Raw genomic sequence first — 21,143 nt, 5'->3', positions numbered from 1 at the left:
AGCTTCTTTAAGATTATGATTCAATTTTATACATCATTTGCTCTTTATACCCTATAGTTACCCTAATATACCCATTTAATTGTTTATCTAATTCAACATCTCCTGTATCTACAAGGAATGGTCTACCATATAGAGATTGAATTTTTTGTTTGGTAGCCACAACAATAATATTTTCTTTTCCTACCTTTCTTATAACATCTGGACTAATTTGTTGATTACCTCTTCCAAACAAATACCCCTGACCACCAATCGGTGTTATAATCATTTTACAGCTTTTTCTTCCTATTTCTTCCAATAATTCTTTTTCAGAAAGATCATTTTTTATCAATTTTTTATTGTGTATTAAATCTACTCCCAAAAGAGTATATGGAAGATCTAACAATTTCATAATAGGCCTTGTTGTAGAGCCTGGCCCGATTATATAATATATATCTTCTTTCATATTATCAACTATGTCAAAAGCAATTAATTCCTGTGAAGCTTGATCACTCATAACACTTCCTGATTTTTTTCCTTGAAGAAATCTTTTTTCGTAAGGTATCTTTAAATATCCATACAATCTTGTTTTGACACTGCCTCTTCTAAAAGCTTCTTCATCTATATCCATCACTTCTACTTCTTTAATCTTAGGAACACTATCTTGAAGATATAAAAGTGTCAACTCTCCTGCTTTTTTAGGACTACTTGCATAAACAGCTGAATGAATTTTCACCCCTGCAGGAATACCAACTACAGTCAAATGCTCTCCGATAGCATTATAGATATCTATAGCCGTACCGTCTCCACCAGCAAACAAAAGTAACTCCACATTTTCTTCTAACATTTTTTTCGCTGCATCAAATGTATCTTGTTTTGTTGTATCTCTATTTGGGCTAGCAAAAACTACTCTCGTTTTAAATCCACATTTTTTTGCTTCATTTTCTCCCATATCACCAGAACAAGTGACAATTTCTATTTGATCTTTTATTTTATTTAATTCTTTTAGTGTCATAACCGTACGATTAGGAGCTTGGGGAAGAGCTCCTAATGCTCTTGCTTTTTCTAAAACATAATCAGTACCCTTTAGCCCAACTCTCCCTCCCATTCCAGCAATAGGATTTACAATGAGTCCTAGCTTCTTCAATTTATCCCATCCTTTTTATTAAGTAGTAGATTTTTTCAAATAGCTTCTCCAAGTAATTGCCCATTGTTTCGGATCATCCATACCTGATTCATCCACTCTATGACACACACTATTATGTGGTGCAGTCTTAATGATTTCTGGATTTTCATACGCTTCTTTAAAAATATGCTCAAGAGTTGCAATATACTCGTCAATATCCTCTTTTGATGGTGTTTCTGTAGGTTCAAGTGTCGCTGGCTCTGGAACATAGTATGGATGGTGACTCGTCCAGTAATGCATACCAAAATCCATCATCCTTCTTTGTATATCTTCAGTTTTAATACCCGTATCCTTAGTCAATTTTTCTAGTGTATATCTAACTTGCTCTACACGTTGTTTTCCTCTAGTATATGGTGCATCTACACAATCTATTGCCATAAGTTTTTTGAATAAATAATTATTATTAAGCACAGCTACTTTTGCAACTTCATAAAGCCCTTGTGCACCTAAACTCATTATCCATGCATATGCCTTAAGGACAACTGGCGCAACCCCGTTAAATAACCTAACTTTTCCAACAGCATATGGACTATTTGCAATTTCATAATTTAAGAAATAATTTTCTCCATCAAAATCAATAAGTGGAGCTGGTAAAAATTTCTCTAGTTCTTTTATTACACCCATTGCTCCAGTTGCAGGTCCACCACATCCATGAGGCGTTGAAAAAGTTTTATGTAAATTGAAAAAACACATATCAAAACCAGCTTCTTTTGCCCTTGTAACCCCTAATAAACCATTTGCATTTGCTTGATCATAACAGCAAAGACCACCTTTTTCATGTACAAGGTCAGTAAACTCTTTTATTCGCTTATTATATACACCTGTATCCTCTGGATTTGCTACAATAAATGCTGCTGTTTTTTCAGAAACTGCTGCTTTAAATGCTTCAAAATCTGGATAACCATCCTTATCTGGATGAATATATATAATTTTATATCCCATAAGAGCAGGAGCCGCTGCATCAGATGGATGTGAATATATAGTTGTAATGATTTCATCTCTCTTATCTGCTTCTCTATTAGCTTTATGATACGCTCTCACCACAGATGCCATAGTCATAATGGCTTGACTTCCTCCACTTGGCTGAAATGTAAAACGATCCATACCAGAAATCTCTCTCATATAAAGATCTGTTTTATACATAATTTCTAAAATCCCTTGAACAGTACTTTCATGTTGAAGGGGATGTAACTCTGTCATTTCAGGCATTCTTGCTAGTTGTTCATTTACCTTTGGACTATATTTTACTGTACAAGTTCCCTGACCAATTTCAATATTTACATCTGCCCCTAAAGTCATTTGAGATAGGCGCATATAGTGTCTTAATACTCTTGGTTGTGAAATTTCTGGTAGTTTGGGAGCTTCTTTTCTTACCATACTCGCCGGAATCTTTGATACACCGTCTCCTACTAAATCTACGATTTCATCTTCTGCTTGTGGAACCAAAACTCCTCTTTCTCCTCTTTTACTCAATTCAAATATAATAGGCTCATCCCATTTTGCTTGATGAAAGTTTCTTACTTTGTAATTTCTATTAACTCGTTTCATTCATATCATTCCTTTCCACCTAACTTATGCTTTCACACATTCTTGTATTGCTACTACTAATTTATCAATATCTTCTTTCGTATGAACTTCTGTTACACAATACAAAGCACTCTCACCTAACTCTGGGAAATCTTTTGATAAGTCTTTTCCACCAAAAATTCCTTTCTCTATTAAAAGTCTGTTAATTTCTTTTACACGCTTTCCTGTTTCATTAAAATCTACAACAAACTCCTTAAAGTTTACCCCAGTAAACAAAGAACCTTTAACGCCTTTAATTTCGCTTAATCTCTTAACAGCATATTGAGATTTTTGCATAATTGTTTTCCCTAATTCATACATACCTTTTGGTCCCATCGTTGCTAAATATACACCTGCTGTAATCCCCCATAACGCTGTTTGTGTACCAACATACTCTTTTCCCTCGTGCCTATGGTGTCCAAAAGAAGTTCTATCATAAGCAACATCCCCAAATCCATACTCTCCCTCAACACAAGTTGGAGCTATACCGAAAAGGCGTGATGGAAATTCCATTACAAATTTTTCTTCATCACGAGTAGCTATAAATCCAGATTGTCCTCCTCCATAATTCATATGAATTCCTAATGGTTGCAAATCTCCGCTAATAATATCTGCACCATATTGGCTTGGAGGTGCGAGTACTCCTAATGAGCTAGGGTCTACCCCTACAACGCTAAGAGCTCCCGCATCATGCGCAATATTAGAAATTTCTTGCCCATTTTCTTCTATAAACCCTAAGAAAGAAGGATTTTCAAAAAATATTGCTGCAGTCTTTTCAGATACTTTTTTCCTTAAATCCTCAAGATCTAATTGTCCATTCTCCTTATTGTATGCTACTTGAATAAGGGTTAAATCTGGTGCACAATAGTTTTTCATTATTAAGAATTTTTCATAATCCATGGCTTTTGGCACTAATACTTCGTCTCTCTGTGTAATTCTTGCTGCCATTCTAACAGCAGTAGCTGCCGCTTGAGCGCCATCCATAGTTGGAACATTGACTACATCCATATCCACTAATTCAGCAACTAAGCTTTGATATTCAAATAATGCTTGAAATCTACCAAAATCATTATATGGCTCTCCTCCATAAGCAGTTAAAAATTCACCCCTTGAATTAATTTCATCGCACAGTGCCGGTACATAGTGCTGAAAGCATCCTGCTCCTAAAAAATTAAGATTTTCTTTGCAAGTTTTATTTTTAGAAAGTATTCCTTCAACATGTCTTTTTAATTCATATTCTGATTGAAAAGGCTTTGGTAGATTTATGCCCTCCTTAAGCTTAATTTCATCTGGAATTTCTGCGTGAAGTTCCTCAAGACTATTTAACCCAATTTCTTTTAACATCTCTTTTTGAACTTCTAAAACTGAATTTGGAATGTATGGATGTGATTTATATCCTTTTATTGCCATATAACTTCCCTCCTAATATTAATAAAATTATGCAATCCCACCACCATCTACAACAATTGCACTGCCAGTTATCCAGCTTGAAAGATCACTTGCTAAAAACAATACTGCCTTAGCAATATCTTCTGGAGTACCTATTCTTCCAAGTGGTCTGTCTTTTCCACATGCTTCTAGATACTTTGTTTGTGATAAATCATCTACCACAACACCTGTCTGGCGTCCTTCATCTCTAAGCATTGCTGTATCTGTATCTCCCGGATTAACACTATTTACACGAATGTTTTGTGAACCATGATCAATCGCCATAGCACGGGTTAAGTTAACAATGCCACCTTTTACTGCACAATATGCTGCTGCTTGATCTCCACCCTTTAATCCCCATCCAGAACCTGTATTTATAATGCTACCTCCTCCACCTTCTGCCATTATTGGAATCACATATTTAGATAATAAGTAAGTGCCTTTTAATCCTACATCCAATACAAAATCCCATTCTTTTTCTTCTAATCCTACAACCGTTTTTCTAACTGTTACCCCTGCATTATTAAAAAGAATATCGATACGTCCAAACTTTTCTTTTATAACATTTACAATTCTTTTTACATTTTCTTGATCTGTTACATCACATTTGAAAAATTCTGCTATCCTTCCTTCTTTTTTTATACATTCAGCTTCTTCTTTTCCTTTTAGATTTACATCAAGCATTACTACTTTTGCTCCATAAGCTGACAAAAGCTGAGCTGTAGCCAAACCAATACCACTTGCTGCTCCTGATATTACAGCTACCTTTCCTTCTAATGATAAAAAGTCTTTTTTTTGTATCATCTAAACCCCCTCCTAATCTGAACTTAAGTAGTTTTTTCTTTTAAGAATAAACACTTCTTTCATAAGCCTATACTGTACTACTTTTCTTTTGCATAAATTGTGCCAAAAATGGTTTTTATATATTTTTATGATTTATCCTCTATACTCTATAAACTTTAAATGATATGAAATTTAGATTTATTTGTTTATTTAAAAATCCATATAAAAAACCATTTTTATATAGCACAATCTGAAAAAAATGACAAAATATATTTGCCAAACTTGTCAAATCAATTGTCGTATTTTTCAAAATATTTTATACTAAATATATACACATATTTATTTTTAGAAATTTCCTAAGAGGTGATTCCCATGATTTCCCTTGAAGCAGTTAAATCTAGTCTTAATAACATCATTCTCGGAATATCTGATACATTCAATATTGAAGTTGCTATATTTGATAAAAACTACAAATTAGTTGCCAGCACAAAACCCTATTTAGAAAAGAAAGGAAAATCTGTGCATACACCATCTTTAAAAGAGGTTTTGTCTAATGGTAATGTTTTAGTAAACAAACCTGGTTACATGAAATCTTGTATAGGATGTCGTTTTAAAGACCGATGCCCTGCAACAATAGAGCTTTTAAATTGTATTACATTAAAAAGTGACGCTATAGGTGTAATTGCATTAACTTCATTTACAAAAGAAGGCCATGATCGACTTGAAAAAAATATAGATAAATATCTAAATATTTTAAGAGAAGTTTCCAACTTAATAGCTATGATCGCTCTACAACAACATAAAAAAGATGCTTTCATTCATTTAGATCATACCCTTCAAGTGGTCATGGATTCTTCCATGGATAGCTTATTCATTATTGATAGGAATGGACAGGTTACCCATTATAATCATTCAGCACTAAAGTTTTTTTCTTTTTGTAATCTCCATACAAATTCTATAAATCAAATCCTTCCAAATACAATTTTGCAAGAAATTTTAGAAGGAAATACTATTTCTAATAAATATATTAAAAATGAAAACTTTCATGCTTTTGTATCTTCTTTTCCTTTAAAAAAAGGAAATAGATTTATGGGATCGGTCATACGTCTAGATCAAAAAAACACTTCTAAATCGAATAAAAAAAAGACTTCTACAATAGATTCATCAATTTCTTTAGATATGATTAAAGGCAATAGCAAAGCAATACAAGATTTAAAAAGAAAAGTACAAAAAATTTCAAAAAGTACTTCATCTATTTTGATTACCGGTGAAACTGGTACCGGAAAGGAACTTTTAGCAAAAGCTATTCATTATAATAGTAATCGAGCTAATTTCCCTTTAGTTGCCATTAACTGTGCGAGTATTCCTGAAAGTCTTTTTGAAAGTGAATTATTCGGTTATGAAGAAGGTGCCTTTACAGGTGCTAAAAAAGGAGGAAAGCCTGGTCGTTTTGAATTAGCTCAAGGAGGTACTCTATTTTTAGATGAAATTGGAGAAATGCCATTATTTATGCAATCAAAGCTTTTGAGAGTTTTACAAGATCATACCATTGAAAGGGTTGGATCAACTCGCTCTGTCCCCATTGATATAAGAATTATTGCTGCTACCAACAAAAACCTTGAAGATATGGTATTAAAAAAAGAATTTCGTGCAGACCTTTATTATCGGCTAAACGTTATTCCTCTAACACTTCCTCCTCTTCGACAAAGAAAAGATGATATTGAAATTTTAGCAATGCACTTTTTGAAAAAATATAGTTTAAAATTAAATAAAAAATTAATACATTTTTCTCCCGAAGCTATGTATATACTTCAATCCTATCATTGGCCTGGTAATATACGTGAGCTTGAAAATACAGTGGAATACGCAGTAAATATGGAAGAAGAAAATATCATTACTCAAAACAGTCTTCCAGAAAGATTATTAAAAATTAATATAAACATTGAAAATCAATTAGAAATAAAAAATAAGATAAAAACTTTTGAGCTAAATGCGATCATAGCAGCTTTAGATAAGTATGGATGGGATGTAAAAGGAAAGACAAAAGCTGCAAAAGAACTAGGCATAGGACTTAGAACATTATATCGAAAAATTAAAATGTTAGAAAATATGGATAAAAAAATATAATCTAAACTGCAATAAGCGCACGAACCGTGCGCTTATTTTTTATACTTCTTTTATAACACGATCTTTCTTTCTTAGTATTACATCTGGTTCAGATGGAAGTTTGAATAATGGAATGAACCGGTCCCAGCCTGTTATTGTAAGGATTAACATAGATCCTACTGCAATAAATGCCATAAAGTTATATCTTATGATATCTTGTGGAATAAAATTATAGAGTGGATATACAGCCTTCGCAATAGAAACATAAAATAATACAAAACAATGCCATGGTATTAATTGTGAACCATATACACCTAATGCATCAGCAAAAGTTGCATTTCTTAGTCTAAGCTTATACATATCTTCTTCACTCGCTTCTACATTTTCGTCAGTTATTGTTTTAATAATTGGACTAATCGTAACAATTTCCGCTGTTTCATCACCAAATGCAGCATTTCCTATAAGGCAAAGTAACGCATTCGAAAACATTAATTGCTTAACATTCTTAACAGTATTTACAATAAATTTAGATAGTGGTTCAAAAGCATGCATACTATTCATAATCCCTCCAAAAGAAGCAACCCACATCATCATAACAATAGACCAACTACCTGCATCAGAAAATCCAGTATATAATAAATCTAAAAAACCCGTTAAAGAAGTAACTGTACCTGCTGCAAAACCTAAAATCAAAGATGAAAGTATTCCTGCTCCTAAGCAAATCATTGTTTGAAAGCCCTTAACAGCCATTCCGATTACAATAATTAATGGAATAACCATATATACTGCTACACCATTTTTCACCTGATCAAGCAGTGTTACCGCTGAGGGCCTAGCTTCATTTAATGCACCCCACGCCTCTTGTGGAATTGCATTAATAGCATCTGTTGCACTTCCAACTGTACTCGGAAGTCCCATTGATACTCCTGCAAAGAAAATAACAATAGCTGTTGTTAATAAACACAAACCAGACCAAACTCCTTGATGTCTTACCCTATGAATAATCTCCACCTTTTGTAGGCCTGAACTTAATACCGTAGTATCTGATATCAGTCCAATATTATCTCCAAAACAAGCTCCTCCAGCAATTGAGCAAACTGTAAGTACTACATTACCACCAACAATGTGGTTTAGCCATAAAAATACTGGTGCACATGCTGCAAAAGTACCCCAAGATGTACCTGTTGCCACAGATAAAACACAAGTTACCAAAAATCCTACTACTGCTACTGTTTTAGCAGTAACCCCTAGCTGTAATGCAATATTAATAATAGATGCTCCTACGCCAGTTGCCATGAAAGATTCTGCCAAACCATAAGCAAACATTAAAATAAAAAATACAACAACAATTTCTCGTACATTATTAAATGCTTTCTCCATAATTTCTTTAAATGAATATTTCTCAGTCATCATAGCAATAATTGCTGCTACACACGTAGCAATAGGTGCTGCTAATAAGACATCTAGCCCTGTCATCATTAATCCAGCAAGCACAAAGATCGGCGAAATTTTCAATAGTGCCATATACATCCTCCTTTTCTATTTTCTTTATCTTTTTATGTTTTCCCTTATTAAAACAACAACAAATACCTCCTTTCTTTCTTGTTTTTTAATGTTTTGAATATTCATTATTTTGTTTTGCATAGATTATGCCAGTTTTTTTGGTCCTCAAAATTCTTTTTTAATATAAATTCTGTCCATGTCACCGTCTTATTTTTAATATTTTATACATGCTATTAAAATAGCTTTTTATTTTGTAAAATATTTTTCTTTTATTTTTTAAGTATTTACCATGCTGTTTTTATGTCAATTTTGGCAAATTTTTGCCATCATTTTCAGTGTTTTTATAGAAAAACTAGGAAAATTTTTTATCAAACTTATTGTATACAAGATAAAAATATGATACTATTATTTTTGTAGTTCATGTATGAAGTACATTTGTCTTTAAATAGCGTACAATAAATATATTTAACAAACTCAATGGTAGGAGGAAAAAAAAATGAACTGTATAAAAATAGGCATATTAGGTCTAGGTAATGTTGGTAAAGGAGTATGGAATATTATAGAAGAGAATAAAAATAAAATCGATAATTATCTAGGTAGCAACCTAGAAATCAAAAAAATTCTCGTTAGGGATATTCATAAAAACAGAGGAATTGCTATACCTCAAGAAAAATTAACTACTAATCCTTTAGAAATTATTCAAGATCCCGAAATTGATATTATCATTGAAGTAATAGGAGGAATTGATACTGCGTTTGAATATATAAAACAAGCCTTTGAAAATGGAAAACATGTTGTCACAGCGAATAAAGCTGTAATTGCAACACATGGAAACAAGCTTCGTGCTTTAGCACAAAGATATGGTGTAGAACTAAGATATGAAGCTAGTGTAGGTGGAGGAATTCCTATTATCAATACATTAACACAAAGCCTATCTGCAAATAAGATAGATGAACTTGTAGGAATTATTAACGGAACAACAAACTATATTCTTACACAAATGAGTGATTTTGGAATGGATTTTGATGACGCTTTAAAATTAGCACAAGAAAAAGGCTATGCTGAAGCTGATCCAACATCTGATATTGAAGGAGAAGATGTAGCTTTTAAACTTTCAATTTTAATTGCTGTTGCTTTTGGAATCCATATTGAACCCCACGAAATTCCAAGAGAAGGTATTACAAAAATTTCAAAAAAAGATATTGAATATGCATCTCAATTAGGATATAAAATAAAACTTTTTGCTACAGCAAAGAAATTTGATAATAATTTTGAATTCCATGTACACCCAACATTAGTACCTTCAAATCATCCATTAGCCTCTGTAAGCAATGAATTTAATGCACTATTCATACGTGGAAACGCCGTAGGTGAACTTATGCTATATGGAAAAGGAGCAGGTTCTATGCCGACAGGAAGTGCGGTAATGGGGGATATTTTAGAAATTGGAAAGATTATTGGAACTAATTATAAATCTACACCGTTAGATGTTGTAAGTGAAAAACACTTAAATATTATTGGGGAAGGAATTAGTCAATACTATATACACACAGAAGTCATCGATGAACCAGGTGTTCTAGGAAAAATAGCATCCACATTTGGAAAATATGGAATAAGCTTAGAATCTGTCGTTCAAAGAGGAAGAGGAAATTCTACTGTTCCCCTTGTATTTATTACTCATGAAATAGAACGCAAACAATTAGATAAAGCATTAGAAGAGATTCAAAATAATAATATAATAAATAAAGTTGCAAGTATATTAAGAGTAGAAAATCTTTAAATAACTTTTTAACAAACCAATTATTTATAATCAAAAATTAAAGCGACTAAGTATTTTCAACTTAGTCGCTCAATCCAATTATAATATAACCTCTATTTCTGTCCCCTCTCCTAGTATACTTCTTATTTTTATATCTCCACCATGTGCCTTTACTATTTCCTTAGCTATAGCCATTCCAAGTCCAGAACCTTTATGTCTTTTACCAGTATTTGTCCCTCTGTAATATCTATCAAAAATATACTTAAGTTCTTCTGATTTTATTCCCTTTCCATTGTCTTTTACAAATATGTGTACTTTTTCATCTTTAATAAGCTTAACTTCTATTTTTACCTTAGCATCATTGTGAATAAGAGCATTATATAAAAGATTGCTAATTACCCTTTTTATTAAAATGCCATCTATTTCCTTTAAAATAATATTTTCCACAGAAATAAAATGGATATTTCTATCGCTATAATTAGGATCATTTAATAGATCAATAATAGTTTCTCTAACTAATTTTACTAAGTTGATTTCTTTTTTATTAATAATAGAAGTTTTATTTTTAAGTTTTGTGGCTAAATTTAAATCATCAACAAGCTCTTTTATATAATTGGCTTTTTGATGAATGATTTCTGCGTATGCTTTAATTTCTTCATTAGAAAATTCATAGTCATCATCACTTAAAATCTCTGCATATCCCTTAATAGATGCTAAAGGAGTTTTTATATCGTGGGATATATTTGCAATCCAGTCCTCCCTCATCTTATCTAGCTTCATACGTTCTCTTTTATTGCTTTTAAGTATATCTGAAAGGATATTTAAATTATGATAAACATCACTATATACTCCCTTTGGAGCGTAATAAATATCGTACTCTCCCTCTCCTAATTTTTCTACCCCACTAATAATATCACCTAAAGGTTTTGTAAGCCTTCTGCTAAATAAATATCCAAAAAATAAAGCAATTATAGCATCAATTACAAGCACAATTATAGTTATCTTTTTTATAAAAATTCTCATTTCATCTATATTATAAGTTAAAACTTTTTTATCAACTTTTTGCATAGGAAACCCAATAATATAAGTATATTGTATATCTCCAATCGTTTTTTCCCCTATAAATATGGTTGATGGAGCACCTATTCCACCTCTATATTTATAACCATTAACAATCTGAAAAGGTGTATATTTAGTAAATGCATTTTCTGGTCTTTTATAACTATATACCTCTTTCCCGTTTTCATCTAAAATTTGTATCCACGTTTTCTTACGATCCAATACTTTCTTCCCCTCATAACTTACATACACATTTTTTCCACTACTTACTACATAACTATGAAAATTCCTTACAAAATCTTCTGGCCCAAGTTGCTCTAAAAGCTTATTGTCTTGATTATTTATAGTATTTCCTATAAATAGTGCTATAATAGAAACTATATTTATAATAATCACTATAATTACTACTGAAATTACAGTGAATACAAACCTTAAAGTTAACCTCCATTTCATTTCCTACTCATCCTTTACCACTAGCTTATATCCAAGACCTTTAACATTTATAATGTATTTAGGCTTTGATGGATTCTCCTCTATTTTCTCCCTAAGTCTTCTTATATGTACCATTATTGTATTATCAAAACCTATATAATCTTCTCCCCATACCTCATTACAAATTCTCTCTTTGCTAATAATTTGATTAGGATGCTTTGCCATATATAAAAACAATTTTAACTCCTTAGGCTTAAGGTCAAGAATTATCCCATTCTTTTTGACTTCTAGTTTTTCCTCATTTATTTCAAAAGAACCAAAAGATATGTTCTTATCCTCATTTGAATTTATAGAATTTTTTCTTAGGTGTGCCTTAACCCTATAAGCTACCTCTTTTGGGCTAAAAGGTTTTGTTACATAATCATCTCCTCCTAAAGCAAACCCAAGTATTTTATCCATTTCTTCTGATTTTGCAGATAAAAATAAAATTGGAACCATAGAGCTTTCCCTAATTTTCTTACAAACCTCATAGCCTTCTTTATCTGGAAGCATTATATCTAAAAGGATAATATCTGGCTTTAAAGATTTAAACAACTTTAATCCCTGTTCTCCTGTTTCTGCTGTATATATTTTTTTAAACCCTTCCTTAGTTAATACTGTTGATAATAATTTTAATATATCTTTTTCATCATCTACAATCAATATTTTCTTTTCCTTTACTAGTGTTTCCATCATTCACCCTCCTAAAAAACTACGCTTCCCAAAATTTCTAAAATCCACTACCATTTTAGTTGCAGTTTATAGTATTTTCTTATTTTTTAATAGTACAGCAAAAAACCTGATATTTTTTATTCAGGTTTTTTCATATATAATCCAGTAGAAAATGATTATAAACTTACCTCTTTTTTGATTGCTTTTGCAGGACATGTTTTAATACAATCTCCACATCTAATACACTCTATACTATTAGGATTTTTATAAATTTCTATATTCATATTACACTTTCTTACACAATCATTACAGTTTGTACACATATTTTTATCTATTTTAAATTTATAAAAACTTATAGGATTAAATAATCCATAGAGTGCACCTAAAGGACACAGATATCTACAGAATGACCTGTATATAAATATTGAAGTTACAGTAATCCCAACTAAAATAAACATTTTCCATACAAATAAAAGTCCAATAATTTCTCTTAAAGATTCATTGAATAATACTAAGGGTATTCCACCTTCTAAAATACCTGCTGGACATATATACTCACAGAAATAAGGTGGACTCATTCCAAATTCATTTACTAAAAATATTGGTAATAATATTACAAAGATAACCAAAACAACATATTTAAAATACTTTAATACATTATTTATTTTTTTATTAACTTTAATCTTTTTGAATGGTATTTTGTAAAGTAAGTCCTGAAATAATCCAAAAGGACATAACCACCCACAAATAAATCTACCAAATATTATTCCCATTAAAGAAATAAAACCTACTATATATAATGAAATATTATATTTTATACTTCCTATAACCGCCTGCATAGAACCAATAGGACAAGATCCTATGGCTCCAGGACAAGAATAACAATTAAGTCCTGGAACACATACATTTTTAATAGGCCCCTTATATATGCTTTTTTCAAAAAAACCACTTATATTCGCATTATTAATTATAGTAGCAATTATTTGAGATAATCTTCTTTTATCCAATTCCTATACACTCCAAACATACATTTACTGCTTTTCTAAAAACAATGCTTACTTCTTTTCTATATATACCTCCAGCTATAAAACTTATACTTATAAATAGAATTCTATACTTCCATAGCCTTTCTTCCATATTTCTCACTCCGTTATTTTAAACTTTCTAATCTTTCATATATTTCTTTCTTGTATTCTTCTTTGCTACGACTACCCACTATAGTTTTACCAACCGTATTCCCTTTCTTGTCAACAAATATAGTTGTTGGAACTCCTGATATGTCTTTTAATACACCTTCTATTAATTTTTCATCAGGGATTATATTCACAAATTTTGCACCTTTTTTCTCAAGTATTTCTTTTGCAAGTGCTTCATTTTCCTCATCAGGTGTATCAAAAACAATACCAATTACATTTATATTTTCTTCTTTTACTTCATCATAAAGCATTTGAATATCAGGCATTTCTTCAATACAAGGTCCACAGTATGTTGCCCATATATTTACCATTGTAAGTTCATAATCTTTAAATATACTACTGTCTATTTCTTTTCCATCAATGGTTTTTGTTTTAAATTCTATATTTTGATAACCAGCCATTTTTTCACTTGGATCAATTGGTGTAAATAATTTTATATTCTTCTTAAATTCCTCAATACCCTCTCGAACTTCTTTAAATTCTTTCTTTTCTTCCTCAGATAACCCACTTTCATCATATTCATCATTATATAATAGATAACATTCTAAATTATCTTTTTCTGCTACTTTTTCATGATATTTATACTGTAGGAAAACTTTTTCTTTTCTTTCTATGTTTTCTTTTGGCCCGTTCTTCTCTTTACTTTTATCAAGTACTATAATGTTAAAGAAATCTTTTGCTTTATTCTGATATTTTTCGAATATCTTTGTTTGTCCTTCCTCAGTTTTTGCATTTTGAGCTTCTTCAGTTAATTCTCTAATAAATTCAGTTGGTACAAACTCATACGGAATTTGCGCTACTATATAATCTACTCCATATTTTCCAGGCACTACACAAACTGGAGATATACCTCCTTTTTCAGCCCATACTTCTGGTATATAATATTCCAATCCAAGTTCATCAAATCTCATTTTTTTACCTTTTAAAACTTCATCATTACTTTCTGTTTGTTGTATTTTATTTTTATTCTGAGTATTTGCAATATTATCTACAGATTTATCACAAGCTACAGTTAATATACTAACTACTACTGCCATAAGAATTACTAAAGATTTTTTTTTCATATCCATTCCTCCCATAAACTTAATTATTTTTTTACTATTCCTTTGTAAAAGCCTTCAAAGTAAATTTAGGTAGTAACATAAGTCCCGTTGTATATAGTAATATAAGGATAATTGGTACTATTGCTGGCACTTTGTATCTTATCAGCTGACAACTCATCATTCCCCAAAGTGGTGTGAAAGCTAGATATTTTACTAATCCAATATGTTTTAAAAATCCTTCCAGTACATATGGTAGTCCCATAATAAGCCCACCAAATATAAAAGGCACTGCTGCTGTCTTACTTATAGCAGATATGAATAATCCTAATTGTGCAAAGAAAAAAGAACCCATTATTATTGTTATAATCATGATTAAAATCATTTGAAGTACAGTCGCATCTGATCCACTATTTCCAAAATACCAAAGACTTTTCAAAGGTAAATCTAATCCAGCAAATTTATGCTTTATTAAAGCAGATAAACACACTGTTAGAAAAATTGAAAGATTTACTAAAGAAGCTGAAATTCCAGCAGCTACTGATTTAGTTAACACAATTTTTCGTTTACCGTTTTTCGTTGTTTTTATTAATCCTGCCATATTTGAGCTATATTCTAAAGTATAAGCTCCTGAAAATATCATAAACATCATAAATCCCATCAAAGGAACTAGTCCATATCCTTTACTGAATATATCTGCATAAGTTTCTTCTATTGAGAAAGCTCTTATTGAAACAAAGCTTAAAAACAATACGCCGATCCAAAGAATGAATATTCTTTTTCTAAAAAGCATTTTTCTAAATTCTAATCTTATAAGTGTTCCCATATGTTACATCTCCTTTGTATTTTCCAAATCAAAGTAGAACATATAAACATCCTCAAATTTTGGTTCTACTGCTTTTGTTTCTTTATATTGAGGCACATTATCGCTTATAATTCTAAGCTCTACATCATTAACTCCACGTTGAATATTTACTACTTTATACTTATTCTGTATTTCATAAACCTCATTTTCACTATCAGTTTTTATTCTATAAACTTTACCTTCCATGCCTAGAAGTATATCTTTATGGCTTCCCTTCATAAGAATAGCTCCATCTTTTATCATAATCGTTTCCTTCGCTATAGATTCTATATCTGAAATAATATGAGTAGATAATATGATGATTTTTTCCTTAGACATTTGTGAAATAAGATTTCTAAATCTTGCTCTTTCTTGAGGATCAAGTCCTGCTGTTGGCTCATCTAAAACTAAAATCTTAGGATCATTTAATAAAGCTTGTGCAATTCCAACTCTTCTTTTCATTCCCCCTGAAAACTTACCAACTGCCTTATTTCTCACTTCGTATAATCCTACAAGCTTTAAAAGCTTATCTATTTTTTTCCTAGCATATTTCCCACTCAATCCTTTTAAAGCTGCTACATACTGTAAAAATTGTTTTGCAGAAAAGTTTTTATATACCCCAAAATCCTGTGGAAGATAGCCTATTAAATCTCTATACTTCTCATCTAACTCTTTTATATTCTTACCATTGTAGATAATTTCTCCCTTTGAAGGCTCTATTAAAGTTGTTATTTGCTTCATCAATGTAGTTTTTCCTGCGCCATTTGGTCCTAAAAGTCCATATACACCATTTTCAAAAGTGATTGTTATATTACTATTTGCATTTTTTGTTCCATAAGTTTTTGTTAAATTTTTTAATTCAAGTTTATTCATCCATCATTCCTCCTCAAATTATTTAGTTAAAATCTTTTTAAATGTAAATACACAAAGAATTACTCCTATAAATATTGATCCTATTAAAATCCCATTACATAAGTTTATAAGATCTAAATTTTTTCCCAAAATATAAACATCTCCAGCATATATTCCTACAAACTGATCTGGATAAAATATTAAATCTATATAATTTACTTTACTTAATATGTTTAATAATGCATTAGGTAAAAATCTAATAAGTGTACAAACTTTACCAACCCCTATGAACATTAAAACTGCACTTATAGATGACAAAGAACTGCTTGAAATAAATGAGAAAAAACTTGAGAATATAGATATACTAATGAATATCAATAGCATCGTTCCAACCTTAAGAAGTAAATACTCATTGATTGTAAAAGCTCTCTTAAGAAAAAGGCTATTCTTCACTATTCTAAAGGCTCCAAGTCCTCCGTTTACTGGTTTTCCACACTGAACAAAGGTAACTAAAGATTCTATTCCTAAATAAAATCCATAGATCACAATAGGTAAAATGATAGCTAATGCTAGTTTTGAATATAAAACATTCATCTTATTTTTAGATGAAAAAATAATATTATCTACACCTGAAATTTTTTCATTTGTATATATGTTTGAAAATATTAAAACTAAAATAATCACCATAACAATTGACATAAATGAATGATCTGCTCTGTGATTAATAACCTTATAAAAATCAATATCCTTATATTCCTCATTACTTTCAATTTCTTTTTCATATCTAGTATCCTTTACTAATTCATACTGTTCATTTCTATATGGATTTTCTGTTTCTAATGTAGGTTTTAAAAAACTCATAACACCACAAATGAAAATAAATAATGCTATTACAATCAACCCTATCCTACATTTAAATATCTTTTTCAATTCCCAAAAAATCACTCAATTTATACCTCCTTATCCTTTTCTATAAGTTTATTATACAATCCTAAACTTACACCATAATTAACAAAACCTTAATTAAACCTTACAAAAAAAGTTGTATAGTAAAAATTCTACTATACAACTCATGTTCAACGATTTTAATTTAAACAATATATATTTTATTTTTTAAATTGATTCAACCTTTCTTTTATCATTGTTTCATATCCATTATTTTTCGGTTCATAATATTTTACATCTAATAAATTATCTGGCAAGTATTGTTGCTCTACATATGCATTTGGATAATCATGTGGATACAAATATGGCTGATTCCATTCCATTTGTTTTTTATACTTTTTTTCTATATTTTGAGCTGTCATATCTCTTATATGTTGTGGTATTTGTCCAATATCTCTTTCTTTTATATCTCTTAATGCTTTATTTATTCCTACATAACTTGCATTACTTTTTGGTGCTGTTGCTACATAAACAGCTGCCTGCGCAAGAATAATCCTAGATTCAGGCATTCCAATAAATTGAACTGCTTGAGCTGCACTATTTGCAACGACTAATGCATTAGGATCTGCCAATCCTACATCTTCTGAAGCAGCAATCACAATTCTTCTAGCAATATATACTGGATCTTCTCCTGCATAAATCATCCTAGCAAGATAATGAAGAGTCGCATCAGGATCAGATCCTCTCATACTCTTAATAAATGCAGATATAACATTATAATGGGCATCATAATTTTTATCATAATGAATTTGTTTTTTCTGCAAACATTCTTTTATTACCTCTAAATTTATATCAATCTTTCCATTTTCATTTTTTTCTGTTGTAAGTACTGCTAATTCTAATGCATTTAAAGCTTTTCTTGCATCTCCATTTGCTACATTACATAGAAAATCTAAGGCTTCATCATGCAAATAGATAGAAAACATTCCTAATCCATTTTCAACATCAGTTATTGCCCTTTCTATTATTTTTTTAATATCATTAACTCCTAATGGCTCTAATTGAAATAGCATAGACCTAGAAATCAAAGCTTTGTTTACTTCATAAAATGGATTTTCAGTAGTAGCACCGATTAATGTTAATGTTCCATTTTCAACATAAGGCAATAATCCGTCTTGCTGTGCTTTATTAAATCTATGTATTTCATCAAGAAAAAAAGTATCGTCTTTTTACCATTCATTCCTAGTAAATATTCTGCATCTTTTACTACTTCTTTTAAATCCTTTACTCCTGAAGTTACTGCATTTAATTGAACAAATTTAGATTTAGTAGAATTTGCAATAACCTTTGCTAAGCTAGTTTTTCCAGTCCCTGGCGGACCGTATAAAATCAATGAAGTGATTCTGTCTGCTTTTATAGCTCTCCATAAAAGTTTCCCTTTTCCTAAAATATGTTCTTGTCCTACAAAGTCTTCTAATTTCTGTGGCTTTAATCGCTCTGCTAAAGGTGCATCTTTTTTCAAATTTTTTTCTCTTATTATATCAAACAAATCCATGGTTATCACCTTTTTCTCTTTTCATTCTATTGATAGAAATCCAATTACAGTGTAACACATATCCTTATACTTGCGTACTCTATATTAGAGAAAAAGAATAAAAAAATTACATAATCCATAAGGAGGTGTAATAATGGCTGATAAACAATATGGCGGCATTGGAGGATTGTTTGGTGGCTGTGATAGTAGCTTACTATTCTTCTTCTTATTATTAGTAATATTATTCTGCTATCCATATTTCTATGGTCGCTACTAGCAGTAAAAAGATTGGGAGAATTCCCAATCTTTTTTATGATCCTTCGCATATTATTTTAGATCAAATTTATATACATAAATGATTATAGTATACTGTATTATATATTATTTATACTTGACTGCAACTACCTAGTTTGATATTATAAAAGTGCTACAAAATTAATATCATTCTTTATTTTTTGATAATTTCAATATTTGTTAATTTTTACTTTATATGCTAAGGAGGAATATATGATGCATCTTTCTGAAAGAATTATATCTATGCCATCATCTCCCATGAGAAAACTAGCACCTTTTGCTGATGCTGCAAAACAGCAGGGGAAAAAAATTTATCATTTAAATATTGGTCAACCTGATATTGCAACACCGGAAAATTTTATGTTAGCTGTTAAGAATTTTAATGAAAAAGTATTAGCTTACTCTTCTTCTCAAGGAATGCCTCAATTAATTGATGCAATTATAAAATATTACAAAAAATATGATATGCATTTTGAAAAAGATGAAGTTTTAATAACAAATGGTGGTAGTGAAGCTTTATTATTTACACTACAAGCTATTGGAGATTATAATGATGAAATCATAATTCCTGAACCATTTTATCCAAACTATAATGGATTTGCTAATATGGCAGGAATAAAAGTAATCCCTATTACGACAAAAGCTGAATTTGGATTTCATTTACCAGAAAGAGAAGTAATTGAACAAAAAATTACAAATAAGACAAGAGCTATATTGTTATCAAATCCTGGTAACCCTACAGGTGTTGTTTATACGAAGGAAGAAATTATGCTCTTAGCTGATATAGCAAAAAAACATGACCTATTTATTATTGCTGATGAAGTTTATAGAGAATTTGTATATAGCGATTCAGGATATACAAGCTTTGGTAATATCAAAGATATCGAAGACCGTGTGATTATGATCGATAGTGTTTCAAAAAGATTTAGTGCATGTGGTGCTAGAATAGGTGCTATTTTAAGTAAAAACAAAGAACTAATTGCACAAATCCTAAAGTTTTGTCAAAGCAGATTATGCTGTCCAACCCTTGAACAGATTGGTGCTACTGAACTTTTTAATGTTTCTGATAAATATTTCGAAGAAGTTATAAATGAATACAGAAAAAGAAGAGATGTTGTATATAAAGGTCTTCAAGAAATTCCTGGTATCATCTGTCAAGAACCTAAGGGGGCTTTTTATGTAATTGCCAAGTTACCTATTGAAGATGCCGAAGATTTTGTAAAATGGCTCTTAACAGATTTTCATTTAGATAATGAAACCATTATGCTTACACCTGCTAAAGGATTTTATGCAACACCAAATTCTGGTTTAGATGAAGTAAGAATTGCATATATTCTTAATGAAGATGATTTAAAGCAAGCTATGCATATCTTAAAAGTTGCTTTAGATACATATCCTAAAAAGAAATAAAAACTTTCCTTGGGGTAAACCCCAAGGAAAGTTTTTATTTTCCACAACATTTTTTGTATTTTTTACCACTCCCACATGGACATAGTTCATTTCTACCAATTTTATTTTCTTTTACAACTGTTTTTGCACTTCTTTGAGCTTTTGTAATCTCTTTTCTTTTTTCTTTGTCCAATATTTTTTCCCACTGCGGTAGATTGTATAAATAATCAGCTTTCGCTTCTAACATATTATAATAAAGCTTCTCAAAATCAATTTCTAGATTAACAGCACTATCTTCTGTAATCGTTTCTACATCTAAAGCATTCTTTAAGCTATCATTTATTCCATCTAAGAAACCTATAAAGTATTCATTAGACGTATCATACTTTTGTGCTAATTCTTTTACTACACCTTCAAAGGCTTTTGTATGATTTTCTAATACATCTTCATAGATTTTTTTCTCTGTATCAGCATACTCATTCCAAAATTTATCAAAGCTTTGTTGTGTTTCATGTTCATAAGCTATTTTTTTCCAATTCTCATATAAACTCATTCTTGCTTCTCCTTCTTATTTTATTTTTTTCTATAGCATTATACCAT

General features: G+C 30.6%; 18 protein-coding genes and 1 pseudogene. 4 read left to right on the top strand and 15 right to left on the bottom strand.

Translation table 11 applies throughout. From position 1 onward, the window contains the following. Window positions 1–13 precede the first annotated feature (13 nt). From FQB35_RS05355 to FQB35_RS05340, 4 genes are read right to left on the bottom strand one after another with little or no spacing between them, the layout of a single operon-like run. Window positions 14–1,123 (bottom strand): ATP-NAD kinase family protein, encoded by a 1,110-nt coding sequence (locus tag FQB35_RS05355; protein ID WP_148808994.1) that lies wholly within the window; start codon window positions 1,121–1,123, stop codon window positions 14–16. Window positions 1,124–1,141: 18 nt separating this feature from the next. Beyond that, on the bottom strand, window positions 1,142–2,710 hold the full coding sequence (gcvPB, locus tag FQB35_RS05350; RefSeq protein ID WP_148808993.1) for an aminomethyl-transferring glycine dehydrogenase subunit GcvPB: 1,569 nt from the start codon (window positions 2,708–2,710) through the stop codon (window positions 1,142–1,144). Between the two features lie 24 nt (window positions 2,711–2,734). Next, window positions 2,735–4,138, bottom strand: coding sequence for an aminomethyl-transferring glycine dehydrogenase subunit GcvPA (gcvPA, locus tag FQB35_RS05345; protein ID WP_333473053.1), 1,404 nt, complete (start codon window positions 4,136–4,138; stop codon window positions 2,735–2,737). A gap of 27 nt (window positions 4,139–4,165) precedes the next feature. Continuing rightward, entirely contained in the window at window positions 4,166–4,960 is a 795-nt protein-coding gene (locus tag FQB35_RS05340; protein ID WP_148808992.1) for an SDR family NAD(P)-dependent oxidoreductase, read from the bottom strand. Window positions 4,961–5,311: 351 nt separating this feature from the next. Between FQB35_RS05340 and FQB35_RS05335 the strand changes: the two genes are divergently transcribed. Further along, window positions 5,312–7,066, top strand: coding sequence for a sigma-54 interaction domain-containing protein (locus tag FQB35_RS05335; protein WP_148808991.1), 1,755 nt, complete (start codon window positions 5,312–5,314; stop codon window positions 7,064–7,066). Between the two features lie 39 nt (window positions 7,067–7,105). On the opposite strand, the gene FQB35_RS05330 is transcribed toward FQB35_RS05335, so the two are convergent. Further along, on the bottom strand, window positions 7,106–8,569 hold the full coding sequence (locus FQB35_RS05330; protein ID WP_148808990.1) for a Na+/H+ antiporter NhaC family protein: 1,464 nt from the start codon (window positions 8,567–8,569) through the stop codon (window positions 7,106–7,108). 475 nt (window positions 8,570–9,044) lie between these two features. On the opposite strand from FQB35_RS05330, the gene FQB35_RS05325 reads away from it, so the two are divergent. Continuing rightward, complete coding sequence (locus tag FQB35_RS05325; RefSeq protein ID WP_148808989.1) at window positions 9,045–10,328, top strand: homoserine dehydrogenase; 1,284 nt, start codon at window positions 9,045–9,047, stop codon at window positions 10,326–10,328. 78 nt (window positions 10,329–10,406) lie between these two features. On the opposite strand, the gene FQB35_RS05320 is transcribed toward FQB35_RS05325, so the two are convergent. From FQB35_RS05320 to FQB35_RS05285, 9 genes and pseudogenes are all read right to left on the bottom strand, one after another. After that, the gene (locus FQB35_RS05320) at window positions 10,407–11,819 is read right to left on the bottom strand and encodes a sensor histidine kinase (protein ID WP_148808988.1); all 1,413 of its coding nucleotides are present in this window, start codon (window positions 11,817–11,819) and stop codon (window positions 10,407–10,409) included. Between the two features lie 3 nt (window positions 11,820–11,822). Continuing rightward, on the bottom strand, window positions 11,823–12,530 hold the full coding sequence (locus tag FQB35_RS05315; RefSeq protein ID WP_148808987.1) for a response regulator transcription factor: 708 nt from the start codon (window positions 12,528–12,530) through the stop codon (window positions 11,823–11,825). Between the two features lie 155 nt (window positions 12,531–12,685). Beyond that, the gene (locus FQB35_RS05310) at window positions 12,686–13,516 is read right to left on the bottom strand and encodes a 4Fe-4S binding protein (protein ID WP_148808986.1); all 831 of its coding nucleotides are present in this window, start codon (window positions 13,514–13,516) and stop codon (window positions 12,686–12,688) included. Next, the gene (locus FQB35_RS15800) at window positions 13,509–13,646 is read right to left on the bottom strand and encodes a CD1871A family CXXC motif-containing protein (protein WP_168198251.1); all 138 of its coding nucleotides are present in this window, start codon (window positions 13,644–13,646) and stop codon (window positions 13,509–13,511) included. The genes FQB35_RS05310 and FQB35_RS15800 overlap by 8 nt, the downstream gene beginning before the upstream one ends. A 13-nt stretch (window positions 13,647–13,659) precedes the next feature. Next, on the bottom strand, window positions 13,660–14,769 hold the full coding sequence (locus FQB35_RS05305; RefSeq protein ID WP_168198250.1) for a TlpA family protein disulfide reductase: 1,110 nt from the start codon (window positions 14,767–14,769) through the stop codon (window positions 13,660–13,662). Window positions 14,770–14,803: 34 nt separating this feature from the next. Next, entirely contained in the window at window positions 14,804–15,571 is a 768-nt protein-coding gene (locus FQB35_RS05300) for a hypothetical protein (protein WP_148808984.1), read from the bottom strand. 3 nt (window positions 15,572–15,574) lie between these two features. Beyond that, the gene (locus FQB35_RS05295; protein ID WP_148808983.1) at window positions 15,575–16,462 is read right to left on the bottom strand and encodes an ABC transporter ATP-binding protein; all 888 of its coding nucleotides are present in this window, start codon (window positions 16,460–16,462) and stop codon (window positions 15,575–15,577) included. Window positions 16,463–16,480: 18 nt separating this feature from the next. Then, window positions 16,481–17,386, bottom strand: coding sequence for a hypothetical protein (locus FQB35_RS05290; protein ID WP_148808982.1), 906 nt, complete (start codon window positions 17,384–17,386; stop codon window positions 16,481–16,483). Between the two features lie 161 nt (window positions 17,387–17,547). After that, window positions 17,548–18,881: pseudogene (locus FQB35_RS05285) on the bottom strand (replication-associated recombination protein A). A gap of 133 nt (window positions 18,882–19,014) precedes the next feature. Between FQB35_RS05285 and FQB35_RS16405 the strand changes: the two are divergent. Together FQB35_RS16405 and FQB35_RS05280 are read left to right on the top strand one after the other, a co-directional pair. Beyond that, a complete protein-coding gene (locus tag FQB35_RS16405) occupies window positions 19,015–19,137 on the top strand; it encodes a hypothetical protein (RefSeq protein WP_269902707.1) in 123 nt (40 codons plus the stop codon). A 233-nt stretch (window positions 19,138–19,370) separates the two neighbouring features. Next, the gene (locus FQB35_RS05280) at window positions 19,371–20,564 is read left to right on the top strand and encodes a pyridoxal phosphate-dependent aminotransferase (RefSeq protein WP_148808981.1); all 1,194 of its coding nucleotides are present in this window, start codon (window positions 19,371–19,373) and stop codon (window positions 20,562–20,564) included. A 34-nt stretch (window positions 20,565–20,598) separates the two neighbouring features. On the opposite strand, the gene FQB35_RS05275 is transcribed toward FQB35_RS05280, so the two are convergent. Next, window positions 20,599–21,096: an SEC-C metal-binding domain-containing protein gene (locus tag FQB35_RS05275; protein WP_148808980.1), complete on the bottom strand. Its 498-nt coding sequence runs from the start codon at window positions 21,094–21,096 to the stop codon at window positions 20,599–20,601. Window positions 21,097–21,143 lie beyond the last annotated feature (47 nt).

This window comes from Crassaminicella thermophila (assembly GCF_008152325.1).
Classification (GTDB): Bacteria; Bacillota; Clostridia; order Peptostreptococcales; family Thermotaleaceae; genus Crassaminicella_A; species Crassaminicella_A thermophila.
This window is presented reverse-complemented; position numbering and strand designations above follow the sequence as displayed.

Excerpts from the sequence above, each read along its gene's own strand:
- gcvPB (WP_148808993.1), bottom strand. The coding sequence starts at position 2,710 with ATGAAACGAGTTAATAGAAATTACAAAGTAAGAAACTTTCATCAAGCA.
- gcvPA (WP_333473053.1), bottom strand. The coding sequence starts at position 4,138 with ATGGCAATAAAAGGATATAAATCACATCCATACATTCCAAATTCAGTT.
- FQB35_RS05340 (WP_148808992.1), bottom strand. The coding sequence starts at position 4,960 with ATGATACAAAAAAAAGACTTTTTATCATTAGAAGGAAAGGTAGCTGTA.
- FQB35_RS05335 (WP_148808991.1), top strand. The coding sequence starts at position 5,312 with ATGATTTCCCTTGAAGCAGTTAAATCTAGTCTTAATAACATCATTCTC.
- FQB35_RS05330 (WP_148808990.1), bottom strand. The coding sequence starts at position 8,569 with ATGGCACTATTGAAAATTTCGCCGATCTTTGTGCTTGCTGGATTAATG.
- FQB35_RS05325 (WP_148808989.1), top strand. The coding sequence starts at position 9,045 with ATGAACTGTATAAAAATAGGCATATTAGGTCTAGGTAATGTTGGTAAA.
- FQB35_RS05320 (WP_148808988.1), bottom strand. The coding sequence starts at position 11,819 with ATGAAATGGAGGTTAACTTTAAGGTTTGTATTCACTGTAATTTCAGTA.
- FQB35_RS05315 (WP_148808987.1), bottom strand. The coding sequence starts at position 12,530 with ATGGAAACACTAGTAAAGGAAAAGAAAATATTGATTGTAGATGATGAA.
- FQB35_RS15800 (WP_168198251.1), bottom strand. The coding sequence starts at position 13,646 with ATGGAAGAAAGGCTATGGAAGTATAGAATTCTATTTATAAGTATAAGT.
- FQB35_RS05305 (WP_168198250.1), bottom strand. The coding sequence starts at position 14,769 with ATGAAAAAAAAATCTTTAGTAATTCTTATGGCAGTAGTAGTTAGTATA.
- FQB35_RS05300 (WP_148808984.1), bottom strand. The coding sequence starts at position 15,571 with ATGGGAACACTTATAAGATTAGAATTTAGAAAAATGCTTTTTAGAAAA.
- FQB35_RS05295 (WP_148808983.1), bottom strand. The coding sequence starts at position 16,462 with ATGAATAAACTTGAATTAAAAAATTTAACAAAAACTTATGGAACAAAA.
- FQB35_RS16405 (WP_269902707.1), top strand. The coding sequence starts at position 19,015 with ATGGCTGATAAACAATATGGCGGCATTGGAGGATTGTTTGGTGGCTGT.
- FQB35_RS05280 (WP_148808981.1), top strand. The coding sequence starts at position 19,371 with ATGCATCTTTCTGAAAGAATTATATCTATGCCATCATCTCCCATGAGA.
- FQB35_RS05275 (WP_148808980.1), bottom strand. The coding sequence starts at position 21,096 with ATGAGTTTATATGAGAATTGGAAAAAAATAGCTTATGAACATGAAACA.